Genomic DNA, 19,975 nt, shown 5'->3' with positions numbered 1-19,975 from the left:
CCCCACGACGTCCTGGTTCGTCCCCAAAACAGCGTGCAGGTCGGAGACCGTGCAAAACCTCCCCAAAAATGCGTGGAGGGCGTACAAATCCACTATATTTTTTGGGTTTAGGGCGGGTTGTCGCGGGGTGGTTCGAAGCGGAACAGCTCCCAGGACCACCACACCTGCCAGCCCAGGAACAGCAGGGCGATCACGACGGTCCGCAGCACCAGCAGCCAGGTCGGTCGGGACCGCGGGTCGTCGGGTGGCCAGCCGCCGCCGACCATCACGACGAACGCGGGGAAGAGCAGGATGAGGTAGCGGTAGATGCTCGTCCACGGGTCTAGGGCCGCCGCGAGATAGAAGGGGTACCCCAGGGTCCAGGTCTGCAGCACCGGGCCGAGCCCGCGCGCCCACGGCCCCAGCATCATCACGGCCAGCAGCACGAAGAAGCCGGCCAGCAGGAGCAGGCCGCGCAGGTCACCGAAGAGCCACTGCACCATCTCCAGGGTCGGCGTGAACGGGGTCACCTGCTCGCCACCGCGCCAGGCCGACATCGTGACGGTGTACCCGTTCGGCACACCCGTCTGCGCCCAGACGATCGCCGGCCAGATCAGACCGGAGATCCCGCACCCCGCGAGGGCCGCCGCCATCCCGGCATACTCCCCGCCGCTGATCGGCTCGGCCTCCCGGCGACGCCAGCGCAGGATGACGGCGACGAGCGCCACCAGCCCCAGTGGGAGCGCGATCGGTCGCGCCAGGCCGGTCAGCAGGGCCACCGCACCAGCGGCCAACCACTTCTGCCGCATGAGCAGCCACAGCACCACGCACAGCAACAGTGCGGCCAGGGACTCCGTGTAGGCGACCTGGAGCGTCGGGGAGGCTGGGAAGGCGGCGAACAGCGCCACCCCGGCCAGGGCTGCGGCCGACCCCACGCGCTCGCGGAGCATCAGGCCCATCACCACGGCTGCGGCATACCCCAGGGCCGTGGCGACGACCGGTGCCGCCACGGCGAACGGCAGGCCGGTCACGGCCATCAGGCCCCTGGCCAGGAACGGAAAGATCGGATAGAACGCCCACTCGTTCTGCCGGACCTGACCCTGGTCGTCGACCGGCAGCTCGGAGGGGTAGCCGGTGGTCGCGATCCGCTCGTACCACGCACCGTCCCAGAGCGTGGCCAGGTCGAAGTAGCGCGGCACCTCGCCGCTGAAGATCACCGGGTCCTGGTGCTGGGCCACGATCCACAGCAGCACGCCGGTGGTGAACAGGCGGAACAGCGTGTACAGCCCCAGCAGGATCAGCAGAAACCGGCCGGTCGAGCGGGTCACCGGGCGCTGACCCGTTCGCCCATCCGGTCCAGCGACCGCCCGGTGAACCACCGCATCAGCGGGTCACTGACCGGCCCGACCCGGCGCCCGAGCCACCCCGGCCGGGGGACGATCTCCTCGCGCCAGACGATCCGCGTGCCCTCGCCCTCGGGCGTCAGGTGCACCCTTGCCCAGCCGTCCAGCACCGGACCGATCTTGACGATCTCGAAGTGCTCCCCGGGCGCCCACGCGGTCACCACCATGCGGTCGACGACCGAGGCCGGCCCGAGCCCGGTGTAGGCCACGAACGACCAGCCCGGGGCGATCGGTCCCGGGGTCGCCCGGATCCGGGTCAGCGGTTGGAACTGCCCGTATGCCGGGAGGTCACCCAGGACGTCAAAGGTGCGGTCCGGGTCGGCATCCCAGGTGCGCACGATCTCAAAGGTCCCCACGATCGCTCTCCCCTGCCTGGGGGGCCTCCCCCGCCTCGTGCACGTCGTGCGGGTCGTCGCTCTGTCCCTCGCGGCCGGTGAAGTCCACCGGCGTCGCGGCGAGCTCGGCCCGCAGCCGGGCCACCTCGGCGTCGCGGTCGCGCAGCTCCTCGGTGAGCTGGTCCAGCACCTCATCGACCTGGGCCATCCGGTAGCCCCTGATGGCCTGGTCGAAGCGCAGCTCGGTCACCTGCGCCGGGCGCACGATGCCCCGCGGGAGTGGCTCGAAGGCCTCCGTCGTCACGGGGTCGGCAACACCGGGCACGCCGCTGCGCAGCACGATGGCGGCCGCCGCCAGGCCGAGCGCCAGGACGCCTGCGATGACCAGGATGAGGATCACGTGCGCGCCTCGCGGACGATCCGCACCGCCTCCGCGGGGTCGTCGGTCAGGTGCAGCAGGTCGAGGTCCGCCTCGGCGATGGTCCCCTCGGCCACGAGGGTGGAGCGCAGCCACTGCAGCAACGGCGTCCAGAAGTCGGTGCCCATCAGCACGATCGGGAAGTTGGTGACCTTGCCGGTCTGCACGAGGGTCACCGCCTCGAAGAGCTCGTCCAGGGTGCCGTAACCGCCCGGAAGCACGATGAACCCCTGGGCGTACTTGACGAACATCGTCTTGCGGGCGAAGAAGTAGCGGAAGTTGATGCCCAGGTTGACGTGGGCGTTCAGCCCGGTCTCGAAGGGGAGCTCGATCCCCAGACCCACGGACGTGCCGCCCTCCCGCACGGCCCCGAGGTTCGCACCCTCCATGGTGCCGGGCCCGCCGCCGGTGATCACGGCGTACCCGGCCTCCACCAGGGCCGCGCCGACCGCCACGGACAGTTCGTAGACCGGGTGCCCGGGCAGCAGCCGGGCGGACCCGAACACGCTGACCGCCGGACCCAGCTCTGAGAGCGTCCCGAAGCCCTCGACGAACTCCGACTGGATGCGCAGCACCCGCCACGGGTCGGTGTGCACCCAGTCGGCCGGCCCGCTGGAGTCCAGCAGTCGCTGGTCCGTCGTGCTGGTCGGCACCTTGCGTCCCCGCAGGGTCACGGGGCCCTTGCGGTATTCCATCGGCTGGCTCACCCCCCGAACCTAAACCGTGGGGCGCTCGCGGGGCGAACCCGCCGCGACCCGCTCATGCGAGCCACCCGGTCAGGGCCTCCTGCGCCGCGACGATCTGTGCGATCTGGCAGCGTTCGTCGTCCGCGTGGGCGAACTGGCTCTCCCCTGGGCCGAAGTTGACCGCTGGGACCCCCAGCGCCGAGAAGCGCGCGACGTCCGTCCACCCCTGCTTGGCCCGGACCGGGAGTCCCAGCGCACGGACGAAGTCCGCGGCGGCCGGTCGCTGCAGACCCGGACGGGCCCCGGCGGAGCGGTCGATGATCTCCACCTCCAGCCCGGCGAACACGTCGTCGACCAGGTAGGACACCGCCCGGTCGGCGTCCCACCGCGGCGCGAACCGCAGGTTGACGGTGACGACGGCGTGGTCGGGGATCACGTTGTGCGCGATGCCCCCACTGATCCCGACCGCGTTCAGCGACTGCCGGTAGACCAGCCCGTCCACCTCCGCGTCGGGCAGCTGACCGCGCTCGATGCGCGCCAGGACATCGGCGAGGTCATGGATCGCGTTGTGGCCCATCCAGGGTCGTGCCGAGTGCGCGGCCCTCCCACGGGTGTGCACGAGCGCCGTGACGTTGCCGTTGCAGCCGCCCTCCACGGCATCGTCGGTCGGCTCCAGCAGCACCGCGAAGTCCGCGGCGAGCAGCTCGGGGTGCTGTCGGGCCAGCCGCGCCAGTCCGTTGTGCTCGTCGCTGATCTCCTCGGCGTCGTAGAAGACGAACGTGATGTCCCGGTTCGGCTGCGGCAGCGTGGCCGCGAGGCACAGCTGCACGGCCACGCCGCCCTTCATGTCGGTCGTGCCGCGGCCCACCAGGTAGCCGCCCTCGCGCCGCACCGGGAGGTTGGGAGGGTCGGTGAGCGGCACCGTGTCGAGGTGCCCGGCGAGCACCACCCGCTCGGCTCGCCCCAGCTCGGTGCGCGCCACGACGGCGTCGCCGTCGCGCGTCACGCTCAGGTGTGGCAGGGCGCGCAGCGCGGCCTCGAGGGCGTCCGCGAGCGGCCCCTCCGCCAGGCTGACGGAGGGGATGTTGCACAGGCTCTCGGTCAGGGCAACCACATCCTGACCCAGGTCCAACCGGGGCACCGACGACATACTTCTGACCCTATCCGGGCGGGGTCGGCAGGAGCGGCGTCGCCGGTCGCACCACGGCCGTCGCGACACGGTTCTGGGGGTCGGCCGTAGGTAGACTCCCCACCATGACCCCGGCCGGCCAGGATGACCCGGCCGCCGAGGCGCGTCAGCCACGGCGGCGCGGCTGGATGACCCTGGCGGCGGCCACGTCGGTGGCCGTGCTCGTCGGCGTGGTCGGGGCTCGGTGGGTCGTGGAGGAGTTCCGGACCCCGACCTGCGAGTTCACCGCCGGCAGCGCGTCCGAGCGGCTGACACCGGAGCAGGCGGCCAACGCCGCGACGATCAGCATGGTCGCGGTCGGGCGCGACCTGCCGCCCAAGGCCTCCACGATCGCACTGGCCACGGCGATCCAGGAGTCCAAGCTGCGCAACCTGACCTACGGCGACCGCGACTCCCTCGGGCTCTTCCAGCAACGCCCCAGCCAGGGCTGGGGCAGCCCGGAGGAGGTCAACGATCCGGTCTTCGCCTCGAACGCCTTCTTCGACGCCCTGGTCGCGATCCCGGGCTGGGAGGACTGGGAGGTCACCACGATCGCCCAGGAGGTGCAGCGCAGCGCCTTCCCCGACGCCTACGCAGATCACGAGGGCGAGGCCCGGGTGATGGCCTCGGCCCTCGTCGGGCAGAGCCCCGCCGGCGTCGCGTGCCGCCTGGACGCCGCCGAGTCCGCGGGCTCGGCGCAGGACGTGCTGGACAAGGCGCGGCGGACCTTCTCCGGCGACGGCCAGGTGGACGGCGACACCGTGACGTTCCAGGCCTCCGACGCCGCCACCGCCTGGGCCATCGCCAGCTGGGCGGTCGCGCACGCGGAGGCCGAGCACATCGTCCGGGTCGAGGTGGCGGACCGCGTGTGGAACCGCCACGACGACCCGCTGACCTGGCAGACCACCGGCGCCCCCGCCGACGGCACCACGGTGACCGTCACCGTCGCCTCCGGCTGAGACGAGACCGACCGGGCGCGGTGATGCGCTCCCACAGGCCGACCACGCAGTGCGCCGCCGCACGCACAGACCCCCGCCCCGGCGAGCCGGAACGGGGGCCTGCGGCAGGGACTCAGCGGCAGGGACTGCGCTCAGCGAGCGTCCGCCGGGACGTAGTCGCGGGCCGGGCTGCCGACATACAACTGCCGCGGGCGGCCGATCTTGGTGGCGGGGTCGTTGATCATCTCGCGCCACTGGGCGATCCAGCCCGGGAGGCGACCGATCGAGAAGAGCACGGTGAACATGTTCGACGGGAAGCCCATCGACTCGTAGATCAGGCCGGTGTAGAAGTCGACGTTCGGGTAGAGCTTGCGCTCCACGAAGTACTCGTCCTCCAGCGCCGTCTGCTCCAGCTCCATGGCCAGGTCCAGCAGCGGGTTGCCGCCGCCGACCTTGGAGAAGATCTCGTGGGCGCTCTTCTTGACGAGCGCGGCGCGGGGGTCGTAGTTCTTGTAGACCCGGTGGCCGAAGCCCATCAGCTTGACGCCCTCCTCCTTGTTCTTCACCTTGCGGACGAAGTCCTTGACGTCGCCGCCGCTGTCCCTGATCTCCTCGAGCATGGTCAGCACGGCCGAGTTGGCGCCACCGTGCAGCGGGCCCGACAGTGCGTGGATGCCGGCGGAGATGGAGGAGAACAGGTTGGCCTCGGAGGAGCCCACCAGGCGCACCGTCGACGTCGAGCAGTTCTGCTCGTGGTCGGCGTGCAGGATGAACAGCAGGTCCAGGGCCTTGGCGACGACCGGGTCGAGCTGGTACTCCTCGGTCGGCTGGCCGAAGGTCATCCACAGGAAGTTCTCGACCAGGTTGTAGTCGTTGTCCGGGTAGAGCAGCGGCTGCCCCTGGCTCTTGCGGAAGGCGTAGGCCGCGATCGTCGGCAGCTTGGCCATCAGGCGGATCGTGGAGATCTCCACGGCCTCGGGGTCGAACGGGTCGAGGCTGTCCTGGTAGAAGGTGCCCAGCGCGGAGACGGCCGAGGAGAGCACCGGCATCGGGTGCGCGTCGCGCGGGAAGCCGTTGAAGAACCCCTTCATGTCCTCGACGAGGAGAGTATGACGACGGATCCGCTGGTCGAACTCCTCCAGCTGGGCGGCGGTCGGCAGCTCGCCGTAGATCAGCAGGTAGCTGGTCTCCAGGAAGTTGGACTTCTCGGCCAGCTGCTCGATGGGGTAGCCGCGGTAGCGCAGGATGCCTTCGCCGCCGTCGATGTAGGTGATCTCCGAGGAGCACGAGGCGGTGTTCACGAAGCCCACATCGAGCGTCACGTCACCGGTCGTCTTCAGCAGCGAGGAGATGTCGAGGCCGTTGTTGCCTTCCACCGCCGGGACGACGGGGAGCTCGAGGTCTGAGCCCTGGTGAGTGAGTTTGGCGGTGTCGGTCATGGGTCCTCCTGCTCGGGGTCGGCGCGCCCTAGGGCCGGGCGCGCCGCTTGTCGTTGGCCGAGCAGAGCCACTGCAGCACCTGCCCGAATCCGGGGGGTTCTTACTCGTCGTGCTCCTGCGGGGGCAGCACGGCGATGATCGGGTGGTCCTTGGGGATCAGGCCGAGCTTGGCGGCCCCGCCCGGGCTGCCCAGGTCGTCGAAGAACTCGACGTTGGCCTTGTAGTAGTCAGCCCACTCCTCCGGGACGTCGTCCTCGTAGTAGATGGCCTCGACCGGGCACACCGGCTCGCAAGCACCGCAGTCGACGCACTCGTCGGGGTGGATGTAGAGCGAACGTTCACCCTCGTAGATGCAGTCGACCGGGCACTCCTCGATACATGCCTTGTCCTTGAGGTCAACGCACGGCTGTGCGATCACGTAGGTCATGAACGGCTCCTGCTCTTGATGGTGGTGTGGCGGCCCGACGCGGGCCGAAGCACGAGACAGACCACTTCCTAGTATGCCGTCGGGTCCCGTGGACCAGGTAGCCAGCCCCTGGTTGTGTGGCAGGCATCACGACGGTCAGCCGGCATTCGGGTTGGTGCACACGACCTCCGGGGACGGGGCGTAGGTCGTGGTCCAGGAGTTGCGGGAAACCTCGCCGGTCGACCAGCTCAGCACCCGGGTGACGGTGATCCGGAACCCCTCCTGGGGGCTCTGCGGCAGGCACTCCAGGCTGTCGTCGGTCTGGCGCTCCGGGGTCACCACGTCGACCCGGGGGCCGGAGATGGTCTCCACCTGATACTTGCGGTCGCCCCAGAAGGTCATGACGATCTCGCTGCCCTCGATGTAGGTCTGGATCAGCACCGGGGTGTTGGTGTCGTTGGTCCAGCGGTTGTCGAGCAGTCCCACCGCGATCGTGGCCTCCTTGCCCGCGGGGTACCGCGAGATGTAGTAGGAGTGCGGGTGGAACTCATCGAGCTGCAGGCCGGCGTCCCACGCGGTGTTCAGCACCGTGGTGGAGACCTGCGAGAGCCCGCCCCCGATCCCCTGGACCAGCCGCCCGTTGTTGATCACCCCGGCCTCGACATACCCCCGCTCCGGGGAGATCGGGGACAGCGTGTCGGCCAGGCTGAACGTCTCGCCCGGGGCCACGACAGTGCCGTTGACGTGACGGAGCCCGACCCGGATGTTCTCGGTGCGGGCGGCGTTGGCCGCGCCGCCGGGGAAGGCGCTGCGGAAGGTCGCCATCCGGGAGATGTCCCAGTCGGCGGCGTGGGCGTCGGTGATGGTCGGCTCGACGTCGATGGTGCTGGCCTCGACCCGGCGCTCGTCGCCCTTCTTCGACAGTGCCGCCTCGACGCCGGCGATCAGCTCGTCCTCGTCGACGACCTGACCGGCACGGGCCTTGGTGATCACGGCCCGTCCGTCGTCGAGCACCAGGCTCGCATCGCGGGGGGAGACCGTGGCCTCGTCGAGCTGGCCGCTGACGATCTCGCGGATGCCATCGGTGTCGAGCTCCAGGCTCAGCACGTGGTCCTCGGACTCGACGACGGTCAGCAGGCGCGCCAGTTGGTTGGGACTGATGCTGGACTCGTCCCCGTCGACGTCGACCGCGATCGGCCCGGCCACGGCGGGGGCGGCGACCTGCTCCACGAACCGGTCGATCTCCGCCTGGGTCAGGTCGGGCCCGGGCCTGGTCAGGACCCCAGTGACGGTCGTGGTCTGCGGCCACACCGCCTCGACCGCGTCGCTGGTGGCCTGGACATCGAGCTCGCGGCCCGGCTCGGACTCGGTGGACCGCACCTCGCCCAGGCTGAACCAGACGCTCCCGTTCACCGGCTCGATGCTGACGTCCTCGCTCAGCTCGTCCACCGCCCGCTCGAGTGCGGCGCGGTCCACCGTCACCAGCAGCGGCAGGTCGTTGCCGTCATCGGTGATCCGGCCCCACATCACGCTGGGGTCGTAGCTCACGCCGGTGATCCCCTCGAGGGTGCCGTCCAGGTCCAGCGTGAGGCCGGCCTCGGCCGGGTCGATCGTGAAGCTGTCGCCCTCGACCTCGATGACCACCTCGTCGGTGGCCATCTCCTCGAGCCGCTCCTGCAGGTTGTCGCGGGCCGCCTCGGGGCTCAGTCCGCCGATGTCGATGCCCTCGACCTGGGTGCCGTTCGGGATACGCCCCCCGAGATACTGCGCGGCCGCGTAGTAGCCACCGCCCAGGACCAGGACGGCGACCAGGGTGCGCACGAGGATGCCGATCCACTCGTTGCGCTGCGGCTCTTCCGGCAGGCTCTGTCGTTCGGTCACGCGGCTTCCCTCTTTGCTCGGATCTGAGTCAGCGACGGCTCAGGCGTCTGTGGCAGTATGCCGTGCGCCCCTGACCTAGATACCTCCCGCGCAGCGTGGCGTTGCCCAGGAGACCCGTATCGATGCCGAATAGTTATCTCCCGGCATCGGCTCGCCACGTCTCCGTCGCGCCTCGTCACGTCTCCTTCACGCCTCGCGACGTGCCCTCGCGCCCCGCGCCATCCCTGCCGGCCGCCGTCCCCAGCGCGCGGCAGGCCCGGATCACCAGTAGGTGACGCTCTCCGGTTGCTGTCCCTGCCGCATCCGCGACTCCCGGACGGCGCGGTCGCGCTCGACCTCGGCCCGCTGGAGCTGCCGCTCCTGCGCCGTGGTGCCCTCGTGGGTGCCCGACTCGTGGTCGGCGGCGCGCTCAGGCTGCGGCACGACCCGGTCCCCTGCCCGGGAGAGCCGGCTCACCAGTTTCCTCAACCGCTGCAGCATCGGAGCCTCCTCAGGTCGATCTGACCGTTCCCTCAACCGTAGCGGCCGGGTCAAGCCCACTCCCGGCTTCCGCGTGAAGGGTGCGCACCAGGGCCGCGGCGACGCTGATCGCGATGGTCGCGGGCTGCTTGCCGGGCAGGTCGGGCAGCCCGATCGGGCTGGTGATCGTGGCGACCGCCGCCTCGCTGTGACCGGCCTCGAGCAGGCGCTTGCGGAAGCGCTGCCACTTGGCCGTGGACCCGATGACACCGACCGAGCCCAGGTCGCCGCGTCGCAGCGCGGCCTCGCACAGCACCAGGTCCTCGGCGTGGTCGTGGGTCATCACGAGGACGTGGGCGTGGCCCGGCAGGGTGTCCAGCACGGTCTCCGGCGCGGGGGCGTGCGTCACGCGGACGTCGGCGAGGGCGTCGGGGGTCAGGCCACGGGTCTGCTCCACCTGGCCGGCCCGGCTGTCGACCAGGTGCACGACGACGGGGAGCCGGGCCAGGATCCGGCCCAGCTCCTGACCCACGTGGCCGAGCCCGAAGACGGCCACCACCGGGCGCGCGGGCACCGGCTCGAGCAGCACACTCACCTCGCCACCGCAGCACTGCCGCCCGAACTCCGTGGTCGCGTGCTCGCTGAGGGACAGGTCCAGCTGCACCGGCTGCGCGGTCCCGGCGGCCAGCATGGCCCGGGCGCGGGCCACCGCGGTCGCCTCGAGGTTGCCGCCGCCGATGCTGTCCCACACCTCCTCGGCGGCAACCACCATCTTGGCGCCGGGCTCCCGCGGCGCGTGTCCCCGGGCGGCCGTCACGGTGACCAGCACCCCGGACCGCCCCGCGCCGCGGAGGTGCTCCAGCGCCCGCAACCAGTCCACTCAGTCCACCGTCCGTCCGGTGACCAGCGACCCCGACGGGACCTGCACGGCATACTCCCGCGGCGTCGCCCGCCCGGCCCGCGCCGCCCTGGCGGCCTCCACCGCCCAGAACACCGCCTCCGGGGTCGACGGGCAGCCGAGGTCGACGACGTGACCCGACGGTCCGAAGGCCGCGACCGCCTGACGCAGCGCCTCCCGCACGCTGAAGGCCAGCATGAGCGGAGGCTCACCGACCGCCTTGGAGCCGTAGACCGCGCCGTCCTCCGTGGCGTGCTCCAGCAGGTGGACGGTGAGCTCGCCGGGCAGCTCGGAGAAGGACGGCAGCTTGTAGGTGCTCGCGGCCTGAGTGGCCAGCCGGCCGCGGCCGTCGCCGTCGGAGGTGTCCCACCGCAGCTCCTCCAGGGTCAGCCACCCGACGCCCTGCACGAAGCCGCCCTCGATCTGCCCGAGGTCGACCAGCGGCGAGAGGCTGTCCCCGACGTCGTGCACGATGTCGGTGCGCAGCACCTGGTAGGCGCCGGTGAAACCGTCCACCTCGACCTCCGAGACGGCGGCGCCGTAGGCGAAGTACTTGAACGGCTCCCCCTGCATCCGGGTCGCGTCCCAGTGCAGACCCTCGGTCCGGTAGTAGCCGGCCGCGAACAGCTGCACCCGCGCCAGGTAGGCCGCGCGGACCAGGTCGGCCCACGGCATACTCTCCTCGCCGGCGCTGACGACCCCGTCGGAGATCTCCACCTCTCCCGGTGGGGTGCCGAACGCCTTGGCCGCGACCGTGACGAGCCGCTCTCGGATCTGCTCGCACGCGTCCTTGACCGCGCCGCCGTTGAGGTCCGAGCCCGAGCTGGCGGCGGTCGCGGAGGTGTTGGGCACCTTGTCGGTGCGTGTCGGCGCGAGCCGGATCGCGCTCAGCGGCAGGCCCAGGGCGGTCGCGGCGACCTGGCGCATCTTGGTGTGCAGCCCCTGCCCCATCTCCGTGCCGCCGTGGTTGATCAGCACCGACCCGTCCTTGTAGACGTGCACGAGCGCGCCCGCCTGGTTGAACGCGGTGAGGTTGAAGGAGATGCCGAACTTCACCGGCGTGCAGGCGATCCCGCGCTTGCGGTGGGGGTGGGCCTGGTTGTGGGCCGCGATCTGAGTATGCCGGGTGGCCAGGTCCGCGCGGGTGGTCACCTCCTCCATCACGGCCTCGAGCCGCTCCGCGTGGCGGACGGGCTGGCCGTAGGGCGTGCTCTGCCCGGGCTGGTAGAGGTTGCGGCGGCGCAGCTCGGTCGGGTCCAGCCCGAGGGCGGGGGCGCACCGGCCGAGGATGTCCTCGATGACCAGCATGCCCTGCGGGCCGCCGAACCCGCGGAAGGCGGTCTGGGAGGTCTTGTGGGTGCGCGCGACGCGGCCGTGGACCTCGATGTCGGGCACGAAGTAGGCGTTCTCGACGTGGCACAGCGCCCTGGCCAGCACCGCCTCGGACAGGTCCAGGGACCAGCCGCCGTCGGAGGTGAGCGTGGCCCGCAGACCCTGCAGGCGCCCCTCGTCGTCGAAGCCGACCTCCCACGCGGCGTGGAACGGGTGCCGCTTGCCGGTCATCGTGATGTCCTGCGTGCGGGTCAGGCGCACCCGGACGGGGCGGCCGGTGAGCACCGAGCCGAGAGCCGCGACCGCCGCGAGACCGTGCGGCTGCATCTCCTTGCCACCGAAGCCGCCGCCCATCCGCAGGCACTGGACGGTCACCTCGTGGCTGCGCAGGCCCAGCACGTGCGCCACGATCTCCTGGGTCTCGCTCGGGTGCTGCGTGCTGCTCTGCACGAAGACCTGGCCACCCTCGTCCACGGTGGCGAGGGCGGCCTGGGTCTCCAGGTAGAAGTGCTCCTGCCCGCCGATCTCGACCTGGCCGCTGAAGCGGTGCGCCGAGCGGGCGAGGCCCGCGGCGGCGTCGCCCCGGGCGACGGTGCGGTGGGCGCCCTGGAACGACTCCTGCGCGATCGCCTCGGTGAGCGTGAGCACGGACGGCAGCGGCTCGTAGGCCACCTCCACGGCCTCGGCTCCCAGCCGTGCCGCCTCCAGCGTCTCGCCGAGCACCCAGCAGACGGCGTGCCCGTGATACATCACCTCGGTCGGGAACAGCGGCTCGTCGTGGTGGATCCCGGAGTCGTTGGTGCCCGGCACGTCCGCGGCCGTGAGGACCCGCACCACCCCGGGCACGGCGAGGGCGGGGGCAGTATGCAGTGTGGTCACCGTCGCGTGCGCGTGCGGCGCCTGCACGGGCCAGGCGTGCAACGCGCCCGGGGTCCGGCCGACGAGGTCGTCGGTGTAGAGGGCCGCACCGGTGACGTGCAGGTCGGCGCTCTCGTGCGAGACGGTCAGGCCGACGGCTCCCTGTGGCGTGCTCATCGCCCCTCCCCCCAATTTTCATAGTGGTTTTGTCGGTCGAACCCGCCTTTTTGCAGGGGTTTTGCTGGTCCCGCCCCGGCACCCTCACCCTGCTCGGCGTGGAAGCGCAGCAGCGCCTGCCCGAGCATGGCGGAGCGGTAGCGGGCGCTGGCTCGGTGGTCGTCGAGCGGCGTCCCCTCGGCAGCCAGCACCTCCGCGGCACGGGCGACGGTGGCCGCGGTCCACGGCTGTCCGACGAGGGCCTCCTCCGTCGCCGTCGCCCGGATCGGGGTGGCGGCGACCCCGCCCAGGCCGATCCGCACGGCGGCGACCGCACCGTCCTCGAGTCGCATCGCGATCGCGACCGCGACCGAGGAGATGTCGTCGAAGCGCCGCTTGGCGATCTTGTAGAACGCGGCGTCGGGTGCCGCCGGCAGGGGGACGCGCACGGAGCGGATCAGCTCGCCGGGCTGACGCACGCTCTGGCGGTAACCGGTGAAGTAGTCCGCCAGCGGCACCTCCCGCTCCCCCTCTGCGGAGGCAAGCAGGAGGCTGGCGTCCATGGCGAGCAGCACCGGGGCGGCGTCGCCGATCGGCGAGCCGGTCCCGAGATTGCCGCCGAGGGTCGCGGTGTTGCGGATGAGCCGGGAGGCGAACTGCGGAAACAGCTCCTCAAGGAGCGGCACGCGCCCGGCAAGACCCCGCTCGATCTCGCTGAGCGTGAGGGCTGCCCCGATCTCCACGGACTCGGCCTCGACGCGCAGGTCGCGCAGTTCGTCGACGCGGTCGATGGCCAGCACGAGTGGCGGTCGGTGGTGGCGCAGGTTGCGCTCGACGCCGGCGTCAGTCGCCCCGGCGAGCAGGACGGCGTCCGGACTCTCCGCGAGGAGCGACAGGAGCTCGGTCAGGTCCGCGGGGCGGACGAACTCCGCCTCCGCCAGGCTCACCCGCGTGGGTGGTGCCGCCGGGGCTGGCGTGTCGCTCCGCCGGGCGAGAGGGTCGCCGGGGTCCGGCTCCCCCAGCGCGTACGCCGCGTCCCGGATCGGACGGTAGCCCGTGCACCGGCACAGGTTCCCGCTCAGGGCGTGCAGGTCGAAACCGTTGGGACCGCACTCGTGATCGTCGGCACTGTTTTGCGGCGTCCGCTCGGGGCGGTAGAACTCGGCGGCCATCGCGCACACGAACCCGGGCGTGCAGTAGCCGCACTGCGACCCGCCCCGGTCGGCCATCTCGCGCTGCACCGGGTGGAGATCACCCTCCCGCCCCGGGGCGGGCGGGGTGCCCAGCCCTTCGGAGGTGACGACCTCCTGACCGTCGAAGGCCAGCGCCGGCGGCAGGCAGGCGTTGACCGCGACCCAGCGGGTCCGCTCCGGGCCGTCCGGCCGGGCGACCAGCACCGCGCAGGCCCCGCACTCCCCCTCGGCGCACCCCTCCTTGGCGCCGGTCCACCCCTGGTCGCGCAGCCAGTCCAGCAGACTGGTGTGGGGGGACGCGTCGCACGGGCGCGCGGTGCCGTTGACGGTGATGTCGCTCGAGCCCATCGGCGTGCTCCTTCCGGCCGCGGCCGCGCGGGCGTCGTCGACCGCGCGGTGCATGGTTCGGTGCACTCCCGCGACCACCGGTTATCCATGCGAACGACGGCCGCGCTGTGACCTTCGAGCATAGTCCCGAAAGCCTCACCCCACCGAGCGCATGGCGTGGCGCGATTCGAGACGACCGAGCGCACGACGGGGCGACCCGGGGTGCGCGGAGCGGCGACAAAACCACTACGAAAATGCGTGGAGCACCGACAAAACCACTACGAAAATTGTTTAGTCGAGGCGCCCGTACCGGCCGCGGAAGTGGATCAGCGCCGGCTCCACCCGCGGCGGGATCTCCAGGCCGACGACCTCGCCGACCACCAGACTGTGGTCGCCCGCAGCGTGCACCCCGGTGGTGCGGCACTCGAACGCCGCGAGCGCGCCGTCCAGGAGAGCCACGCCGGTGGCGGCGCCGCGGTGGTGCGGCACCCGGTCGAGCTGCCCGTGCAGCGGCCGGCCCGGGGTGCTCAGCCACGAGGCGGCTGGACGGGCGCTCTGCGCCAGGACGCTGATCCCCCAGACCCCCGCCTCGAGCACCGCCTCGTGCCACCGCGCGGACTGCTCGACGGAGATCATCATCAGCACCGGCTCGAGGGACACGCTGGTGATCGAGTTGGCGGTCATCGCGTGGTCGTGCTGTCCCGCGAAGGTCGTCGCGACCGTCACGCCGGTGGCGAAGCGGCCGATGGCCCGCCGGTAGTCCTGGGGGTCGACGGGCACCGGCTCGGCACCCACGTCCTCCACCACTCCAGCTCCTCTCACCGCGTCCGCTCCATCGTGCCTCACGGCACCAGTTCGCCGGTCCCCGGGTCGATCTCCGCGAACCCCTCGCGCCCCGCGAGCCGCGCGGCGATGTTGTTGGACAGCGCGTAGTACGGCGCGTCGGCGTCGTCCATGACGGTCACCTGCGTCGGGTGCTCGCGCAGCGCGCGGACCTGGTCCGCGACGACCGCCGGGTCGACGACCGCGTGGGTGACCACGGCGTCGTCCACCACCGAGGGCGGCCACGGGTCGTCGGCTGCGGGCACGGTCAGGCCGTTGCCCTCGGGCACGTGCTCGGCCAGCCACGCGCGGTCCTCCAGCGCCCAGGACCGCGGGGTCAGCACGGCATACAGCCGGGGTCGGACCGCCTCGGGCAGCGCGGCGACCGCCGCGACGGTGACCCGGTGGGTCTGGATGTGGTCCGGATGGCCGTAGCCGCCGTGCTGGTCATAGGTGATCACCAGGTCGGGCAGCAGTATGCCGAGGCGCTCGGCCAGCAGTTCCGCCGCCTCCGCGACTGGGGCACCTGCGAAGGCCCGGGGGTGCGCGGCCGCCTCGGACCCCGCCATGCCGCTGTCCCGCCAGCGGGGCCGGGTCAGCCGGCTGGCTCCCGCGGCGAGGTAGTCGTGCTCGACCCCGAGCTCGGCCATCGCCCGGTCCAGCTCACCCGCCCGGTGCGGGCCGAGGGACGGGTCGCCCTCCAGGTGCGCGAGGTCCGCCGGGATCACCTCACCCTCCTCCCCGAGGGTGGCGGTGATCACGTGCACCACGTCGCCGCGGGCCGCGTGGTGGGCCAGCGCGACCCCGGAGGCCAGGGTCTCGTCGTCGGGGTGGGCGTGCACGGCCACGACCCTGAGCCTGCGGGCGCCCTCACCGGCCACGGCCTCGCTCAGGGTCGGACGCCGACCCGACGCCGCACGCGAGGCGTCCGTCCCGCTCGGCCGGTCAGTCACGGTTCTTGGCGCGCGCCGCGGCACGGGCCCGCAGCGACTGGTCAAGCACAACCTTGCGGATGCGCACGGCCTCCGGGGTCACCTCGACGCACTCGTCCTCGCGGCAGAACTCCAGCGACTGCTCCAGGGAGAGCCGGCGCGGCGGGATCAGCCGCTCCAGCACCTCGGAGGTGGAGCTGCGCACGTTGGTCAGCTTGCGCTCCTTGGTGATGTTGACGTCCATGTCGTCGGCCCGGGAGTTCTCCCCGACGATCATGCCCTCGTAGACCTCGGTGGTCGGCTCGAGGAACATCGAGCCGCGCTCCTGCAGGTTGAACATCGCATAGGTCGTCGCCACGCCGGCGCGGTCGGAGACCAGGGAACCGGTCTGCCGGGTGCGGATCTCGCCGAACCACGGGGCGTAGCCGTCGAAGACGTGGTTGGCGATGCCGGTGCCGCGGGTCTCGGTCATGAACTCGGTGCGGAAGCCGATCAGGCCGCGGGCCGGGACCACGAACTCCATCCGGATCCAGCCCGTGCCGTGGTTGGACATCTGCTCCATCCGGCCCTTCCGGGCGGCCAGCACCTGGGTGATGGTGCCCAGGTGCTCCTCCGGGGCGTCGATGGTGAGGCGCTCGACCGGCTCGTGGAGCTTGCCGTCGATCTCCTTGGTGACCACCTGCGGCTTGCCGACGGTCAGCTCATAGCCCTCGCGACGCATCTGCTCGACGAGGATCGCCAGCGCCAGCTCGCCACGGCCCTGCACCTCCCAGGCGTCGGGACGCTCGGTCGGCAGCACCCGCAGGGAGACGTTGCCCACCAGCTCCTTGTCCAGCCGGTCCTTGACCAGCCGGGCGGTGACCTTGGCCCCCTTCACTCGCCCGGCGAGCGGGGAGGTGTTGGTGCCGATCGTCATACTGATCGCCGGCTCGTCCACCGTGATCAGCGGCAGGGGACGCGGGTCGTCCGCGTCGGCGAGGGTCTCCCCGATGGTGATCTCGGGGATCCCGGCGATCGCGATGATGTCGCCGGGGCCGGCGCTGGTCGCCGGCACGCGCTCCAGCGCCTCGGTGAGCAGCAGCTCGGTGATCTTGACCTTCTGGATGCTGCCGTCGCTGCGGCACCAGGCCACCTGCTGTCCCTTGGTGATGGTGCCGGAGTGCACCCGGCACAGCGCCAGCCGCCCGAGGAACGGGGAGGAGTCCAGGTTGGTGACGTGCGCCTGCAGCGGCACCTCGTCGTCGTAGGACGGCGCGGGGATCGTCTCCAGGATGGTGCGGAACAGCGGCTCCAGGTTGTCGTTGTCCGGCATCGCACCGTCGGCCGGCTGCTCCAGGCTGGCCCGTCCCGCCTTGGCCGAGGCGTAGACGATGGGGAACTCCAGGGCCGACTCGTTGTGGTCGGCATCGTCGAGCAGGTCCATGAACAGCTCGTAGACCTCCTCGGTCACCGCCTCGATGCGCGAGTCGGGCCGGTCCACCTTGTTGATGCACAGGATGACCGGCATGCGCGCCGCCAGCGCCTTGCGCAGCACGAAGCGGGTCTGCGGCAGGGGCCCCTCCGAGGCGTCGACGAGCAGCACCACCCCGTCGACCATCGACAGACCGCGCTCGACCTCGCCCCCGAAGTCGGCGTGACCGGGGGTGTCGATGATGTTGATGGTGACGCCGCCGTCGAGGTCGCGCTCCTGGGCGGCCGGACCGTTGTAGTGCACGGCGGTGTTCTTGGCCAGGATCGTGATGCCCTTCTCCCGCTCCAGGTCGCCGCTGTCCATCACCCGCTCGACCGTGTGGGACTCGGCGTCGTGTCCGGTGAACGCGCCGGCCTGCCACAGCATGGCGTCGACCAGCGTGGTCTTGCCGTGGTCGACGTGGGCAACGATGGCGACATTCCGGATGTCGTCGCGGTTCTTCAAGGGCATGGGGACGATTTTCTCATCCCGCGGGCCGTGCTCAGGACACGTCGGTCAGGGACGCCCTGATCGCGGCCACCATCGGCGCATTGCTCGGCAGCCACGGCACGTCGTCCAGCTCGGGCGCGGTGAGCCACCGCAGCCTGTCGTGGTCCTCCAGCGGCCGCGGCTCCGCCAGGGGCAGCGCCCACCAGAGCGCGAGGGTCAGACCCGGGGCCGTGAGCGGCCAGCGCCCGTCCCGCGGACCTGGGATCTGCTCGCCGGGCAGTATGCCGATGCCCAGCTCCTCCTCCAGCTCCCGGTGGAGCGCCGCGAGCGGGTCCTCGCCGGGCTCGACCTTGCCGCCGGGGAACTCCCACCGGCCGGCCAGTGCCGCGGGCGCCGAGCGGCGGGCCGCCAGCAGGCGGGAGGGGTGGGTGAGGTCGTCCACCAGGGCTGCGGCCACGACGAGTCGGTCGGTCACGACCGACACGCTACGGCTCCCCCACCTCCCCGGGCGCGGCCCCGGGCCGGCGCAGCGGATATACCGCTCTCACAGACATATCACCGTTGCCCAGGGCAGGCCCGGCATCGATTAGGTCAAGGTTCGGCATCGATCCGTGCCCCCTGCTTCCGCTGGGCCGCACATGCGCCTACCTTTGGGCCATTGCGATCCGGCCCCGGGTTCCTCCGGCGGCCTCACGAGGAGGCAGAATGACTATCCGCAAGATGGCGGCGATCGCCGGGACCGCCGCTCTGGCGCTCGTCCTGACGTCGTGCGCCGAGTCCGACCGGGACGAGCCCGACACCGGGGCCGAAGACACTGCAGGCGAGGACGCCGGCGACGGAGCCGACTCCACCGACGACGGTGGCGACGACGGGGCCCAGGCCGCGTCCGACGCCACGTTCATCTTCGGTGCCGCGGGTGCGCCGACGGTGTTCGACCCGTTCTACGCCAGCGACGGCGAGACCTTCCGCGTCACCCGTCAGATCTACCAGAACCTGATCGGCGTCGAGCCGGGTGGCACCGACTTCGTCCCCGAGCTGGCCACCGAGTGGACCAGCGAGGACGGCCTGGTCTGGGACTTCACCATCCAGGAGGGTGTGACGTTCCACGACGGCACCGAGCTGAACGCCCAGGCGGTCTGTGACAACTTCGAGCGCTGGGCCGACCAGAACGAGGCGGGCATGAGCCCCTCCGGCGCCTACTACTACGGCAACGACTTCGGGTGGGGCGAGGACTCGCTCTACGGCGGCTGCGAGGCCACCGAGGACTACACCGCCCAGGTGACCGTCACGCGGGTGACTGGCAAGTTCCCGTCGGTCCTGTCGCAGTCCTCCTACGCCATCCAGTCCCCGACCGCGATGGAGGAGTTCAACGCCAACGACATCGCCCTCGAGGGTGAGGCCTTCGTCTTCCCGGAGTATGGCCGGGAGCACCCGACCGGCACCGGTCCGTTCAAGTTCGAGGGCTACGACAACGCCGCCGGCACCGTCACCCTCGTCCGCAACGACGACTTCTGGGGCGAGCAGGCCGGCGTGGGCACGCTCGTCTTCAAGATCATCGCCGACGAGAACGCCCGCCGTCAGGAGCTCGAGGCGGGGACCATCCACGGCTACGACCTGCCGAACCCGATCGACTGGCAGGCCCTTGAGGACGCCGGCAACCAGGTGCTCATCCGCGACCCGTTCAACGTCCTCTACCTGGCGCTGAACCCCGTCGCCGACCCGCAGCTGGAGGACCCGCTGGTCCGCCAGGCGCTCTACCACGCGCTCAACCGCGACCAGCTGGTCACCTCTCAGCTGCCGGCCGGCGCCAGCGTGGCGACGCAGTTCATGCCGGACACCGTCAGCGGCTGGAACGCCGACATCGCGGCGTACGAGTACGACGTGGAGAAGGCCAAGGACCTGCTCGAGCAGGCCGGCAAGTCCGACCTGACCATCGAGCTGTGGTACCCGAGCGAGGTCACCCGTCCCTACATGCCGGACCCGCAGCGCATCTACGACGCGGTCAAGGCTGACTGGGAGGCGGCCGGCATCACCGTCGAGACCGTCACCAAGCCGTGGGCCGGTGGCTACATCGACGACACGCAGGCCAGCCGGGCCCCCGCCTTCTTCCTGGGCTGGACCGGTGACCTGAACTCGGCGGACAACTTCCTGTGCGCCTTCTTCTGTGGTGACGACAACCAGTTCGGCACCTCGGCCTACGACTTCCACGCCGACCTGCAGGAGCAGATCGCCGCGGCCGACGCCGAGCCGGACGAGGCGGCCCGCACCGCGCTCTACGAGGAGCTCAACGCCAACATCATGAGCCCCGAGTGGCTGCCCGGGCTGCCGCTCTCGCACAGCCCGCCGGCCCTCGTCGTCGCGGCGAACGTGCAGGGCATGGTCGCGAGCCCGCTGACCGCTGAGGACTTCTCGACGGTCACCATCACCGAGTAAGGCGACACCGCC

18 protein-coding genes are annotated in these 19,975 nt (G+C 71.3%); 2 read left to right on the top strand and 16 right to left on the bottom strand.

The window, feature by feature from the left end; all coding sequences use genetic code 11:
* Nucleotides 1-107: 107 nt before the first annotated feature.
* From MWU75_RS02765 to dapE, 5 genes are all read right to left on the bottom strand, one after another.
* The gene (locus MWU75_RS02765; protein ID WP_247088025.1) at nt 108-1,307 is read right to left on the bottom strand and encodes a hypothetical protein; all 1,200 of its coding nucleotides are present in this window, start codon (nt 1,305-1,307) and stop codon (nt 108-110) included.
* Entirely contained in the window at nt 1,304-1,738 is a 435-nt protein-coding gene (locus MWU75_RS02760) for an SRPBCC family protein (RefSeq protein WP_247088024.1), read from the bottom strand. Before MWU75_RS02760 ends, MWU75_RS02765 begins: the two co-directional genes overlap by 4 nt.
* Nucleotides 1,725-2,117 (bottom strand): DivIVA domain-containing protein, encoded by a 393-nt coding sequence (locus MWU75_RS20175; protein ID WP_247088023.1) that lies wholly within the window; start codon nt 2,115-2,117, stop codon nt 1,725-1,727. The genes MWU75_RS02760 and MWU75_RS20175 overlap by 14 nt, the downstream gene beginning before the upstream one ends.
* A complete protein-coding gene (locus MWU75_RS02750; RefSeq protein WP_247088124.1) occupies nt 2,114-2,830 on the bottom strand; it encodes a TIGR00730 family Rossman fold protein in 717 nt (238 codons plus the stop codon). The genes MWU75_RS20175 and MWU75_RS02750 overlap by 4 nt, the downstream gene beginning before the upstream one ends.
* 64 nt (nt 2,831-2,894) lie before the next feature.
* Complete coding sequence (gene dapE, locus MWU75_RS02745) at nt 2,895-3,971, bottom strand: succinyl-diaminopimelate desuccinylase (RefSeq protein WP_247088022.1); 1,077 nt, start codon at nt 3,969-3,971, stop codon at nt 2,895-2,897.
* A gap of 104 nt (nt 3,972-4,075) precedes the next feature.
* On the opposite strand from dapE, the gene MWU75_RS02740 reads away from it, so the two are divergent.
* The gene (locus MWU75_RS02740; protein WP_247088021.1) at nt 4,076-4,948 is read left to right on the top strand and encodes a hypothetical protein; all 873 of its coding nucleotides are present in this window, start codon (nt 4,076-4,078) and stop codon (nt 4,946-4,948) included.
* 131 nt (nt 4,949-5,079) lie between these two features.
* Here MWU75_RS02740 and MWU75_RS02735 read toward each other — a convergent pair whose 3' ends face one another.
* The 11 genes from MWU75_RS02735 to MWU75_RS02685 all read right to left on the bottom strand — a co-directional run bounded on the left by MWU75_RS02735 (nt 5,080) and on the right by MWU75_RS02685 (nt 18,005).
* The gene (locus tag MWU75_RS02735) at nt 5,080-6,366 is read right to left on the bottom strand and encodes a citrate synthase (RefSeq protein ID WP_247088020.1); all 1,287 of its coding nucleotides are present in this window, start codon (nt 6,364-6,366) and stop codon (nt 5,080-5,082) included.
* Between the two features lie 100 nt (nt 6,367-6,466).
* Complete coding sequence (gene fdxA / locus MWU75_RS02730) at nt 6,467-6,793, bottom strand: ferredoxin (protein WP_247088018.1); 327 nt, start codon at nt 6,791-6,793, stop codon at nt 6,467-6,469.
* 135 nt (nt 6,794-6,928) lie between these two features.
* Nucleotides 6,929-8,653 (bottom strand): VanW family protein, encoded by a 1,725-nt coding sequence (locus MWU75_RS02725; RefSeq protein WP_247088017.1) that lies wholly within the window; start codon nt 8,651-8,653, stop codon nt 6,929-6,931.
* A 261-nt stretch (nt 8,654-8,914) separates the two neighbouring features.
* Nucleotides 8,915-9,133 carry a hypothetical protein gene (locus MWU75_RS02720; protein WP_247088016.1) on the bottom strand — a complete coding sequence of 73 codons (219 nt, stop codon included), beginning with the start codon at nt 9,131-9,133 and terminating at the stop codon, nt 8,915-8,917.
* A 10-nt stretch (nt 9,134-9,143) separates the two neighbouring features.
* Entirely contained in the window at nt 9,144-9,992 is an 849-nt protein-coding gene (gene xdhC, locus MWU75_RS02715; protein ID WP_247088015.1) for a xanthine dehydrogenase accessory protein XdhC, read from the bottom strand.
* A complete protein-coding gene (xdhB, locus tag MWU75_RS02710; protein ID WP_247088014.1) occupies nt 9,993-12,377 on the bottom strand; it encodes a xanthine dehydrogenase molybdopterin binding subunit in 2,385 nt (794 codons plus the stop codon).
* Nucleotides 12,374-13,897 (bottom strand): FAD binding domain-containing protein, encoded by a 1,524-nt coding sequence (locus tag MWU75_RS02705; protein WP_247088013.1) that lies wholly within the window; start codon nt 13,895-13,897, stop codon nt 12,374-12,376. The genes xdhB and MWU75_RS02705 overlap by 4 nt, the downstream gene beginning before the upstream one ends.
* A gap of 270 nt (nt 13,898-14,167) precedes the next feature.
* A complete protein-coding gene (locus tag MWU75_RS02700) occupies nt 14,168-14,680 on the bottom strand; it encodes a flavin reductase family protein (protein ID WP_247088012.1) in 513 nt (170 codons plus the stop codon).
* Between the two features lie 38 nt (nt 14,681-14,718).
* Nucleotides 14,719-15,546 carry an N-acetyl-1-D-myo-inositol-2-amino-2-deoxy-alpha-D-glucopyranoside deacetylase gene (mshB, locus tag MWU75_RS02695; protein WP_247088011.1) on the bottom strand — a complete coding sequence of 276 codons (828 nt, stop codon included), beginning with the start codon at nt 15,544-15,546 and terminating at the stop codon, nt 14,719-14,721.
* Between the two features lie 97 nt (nt 15,547-15,643).
* Nucleotides 15,644-17,551 (bottom strand): translational GTPase TypA, encoded by a 1,908-nt coding sequence (typA, locus tag MWU75_RS02690; protein WP_247088010.1) that lies wholly within the window; start codon nt 17,549-17,551, stop codon nt 15,644-15,646.
* A 31-nt stretch (nt 17,552-17,582) separates the two neighbouring features.
* A complete protein-coding gene (locus MWU75_RS02685) occupies nt 17,583-18,005 on the bottom strand; it encodes a (deoxy)nucleoside triphosphate pyrophosphohydrolase (protein WP_247088009.1) in 423 nt (140 codons plus the stop codon).
* A 230-nt stretch (nt 18,006-18,235) separates the two neighbouring features.
* Between MWU75_RS02685 and MWU75_RS02680 the strand changes: the two genes are divergently transcribed.
* Nucleotides 18,236-19,963, top strand: a complete 1,728-nt coding sequence (locus MWU75_RS02680) for an ABC transporter substrate-binding protein (protein ID WP_247088008.1) — start codon at nt 18,236-18,238, stop codon at nt 19,961-19,963.
* Nucleotides 19,964-19,975: the final 12 nt, after the last annotated feature.

Origin of the sequence: Ornithinimicrobium sp. F0845 (assembly GCF_023015765.1) — a bacterium.
Classification (GTDB): Bacteria; Actinomycetota; Actinomycetes; order Actinomycetales; family Dermatophilaceae; genus Ornithinicoccus.
Note: the sequence above shows the minus strand (reverse complement) of the source record. Positions and strands in the feature narration are given on the sequence as shown.

Bases quoted from the DNA above. Each gene is read 5' to 3' on its own strand.
- dapE (WP_247088022.1), bottom strand. From the start codon at position 3,971: ATGTCGTCGGTGCCCCGGTTGGACCTGGGTCAGGATGTGGTTGCCCTG.
- MWU75_RS02705 (WP_247088013.1), bottom strand. From the start codon at position 13,897: ATGGGCTCGAGCGACATCACCGTCAACGGCACCGCGCGCCCGTGCGAC.
- MWU75_RS02735 (WP_247088020.1), bottom strand. From the start codon at position 6,366: ATGACCGACACCGCCAAACTCACTCACCAGGGCTCAGACCTCGAGCTC.
- MWU75_RS02740 (WP_247088021.1), top strand. From the start codon at position 4,076: ATGACCCCGGCCGGCCAGGATGACCCGGCCGCCGAGGCGCGTCAGCCA.
- MWU75_RS02680 (WP_247088008.1), top strand. From the start codon at position 18,236: ATGACTATCCGCAAGATGGCGGCGATCGCCGGGACCGCCGCTCTGGCG.
- xdhB (WP_247088014.1), bottom strand. From the start codon at position 12,377: ATGAGCACGCCACAGGGAGCCGTCGGCCTGACCGTCTCGCACGAGAGC.
- fdxA (WP_247088018.1), bottom strand. From the start codon at position 6,793: ATGACCTACGTGATCGCACAGCCGTGCGTTGACCTCAAGGACAAGGCA.
- MWU75_RS02750 (WP_247088124.1), bottom strand. From the start codon at position 2,830: ATGGAATACCGCAAGGGCCCCGTGACCCTGCGGGGACGCAAGGTGCCG.
- typA (WP_247088010.1), bottom strand. From the start codon at position 17,551: ATGCCCTTGAAGAACCGCGACGACATCCGGAATGTCGCCATCGTTGCC.
- MWU75_RS02720 (WP_247088016.1), bottom strand. From the start codon at position 9,133: ATGCTGCAGCGGTTGAGGAAACTGGTGAGCCGGCTCTCCCGGGCAGGG.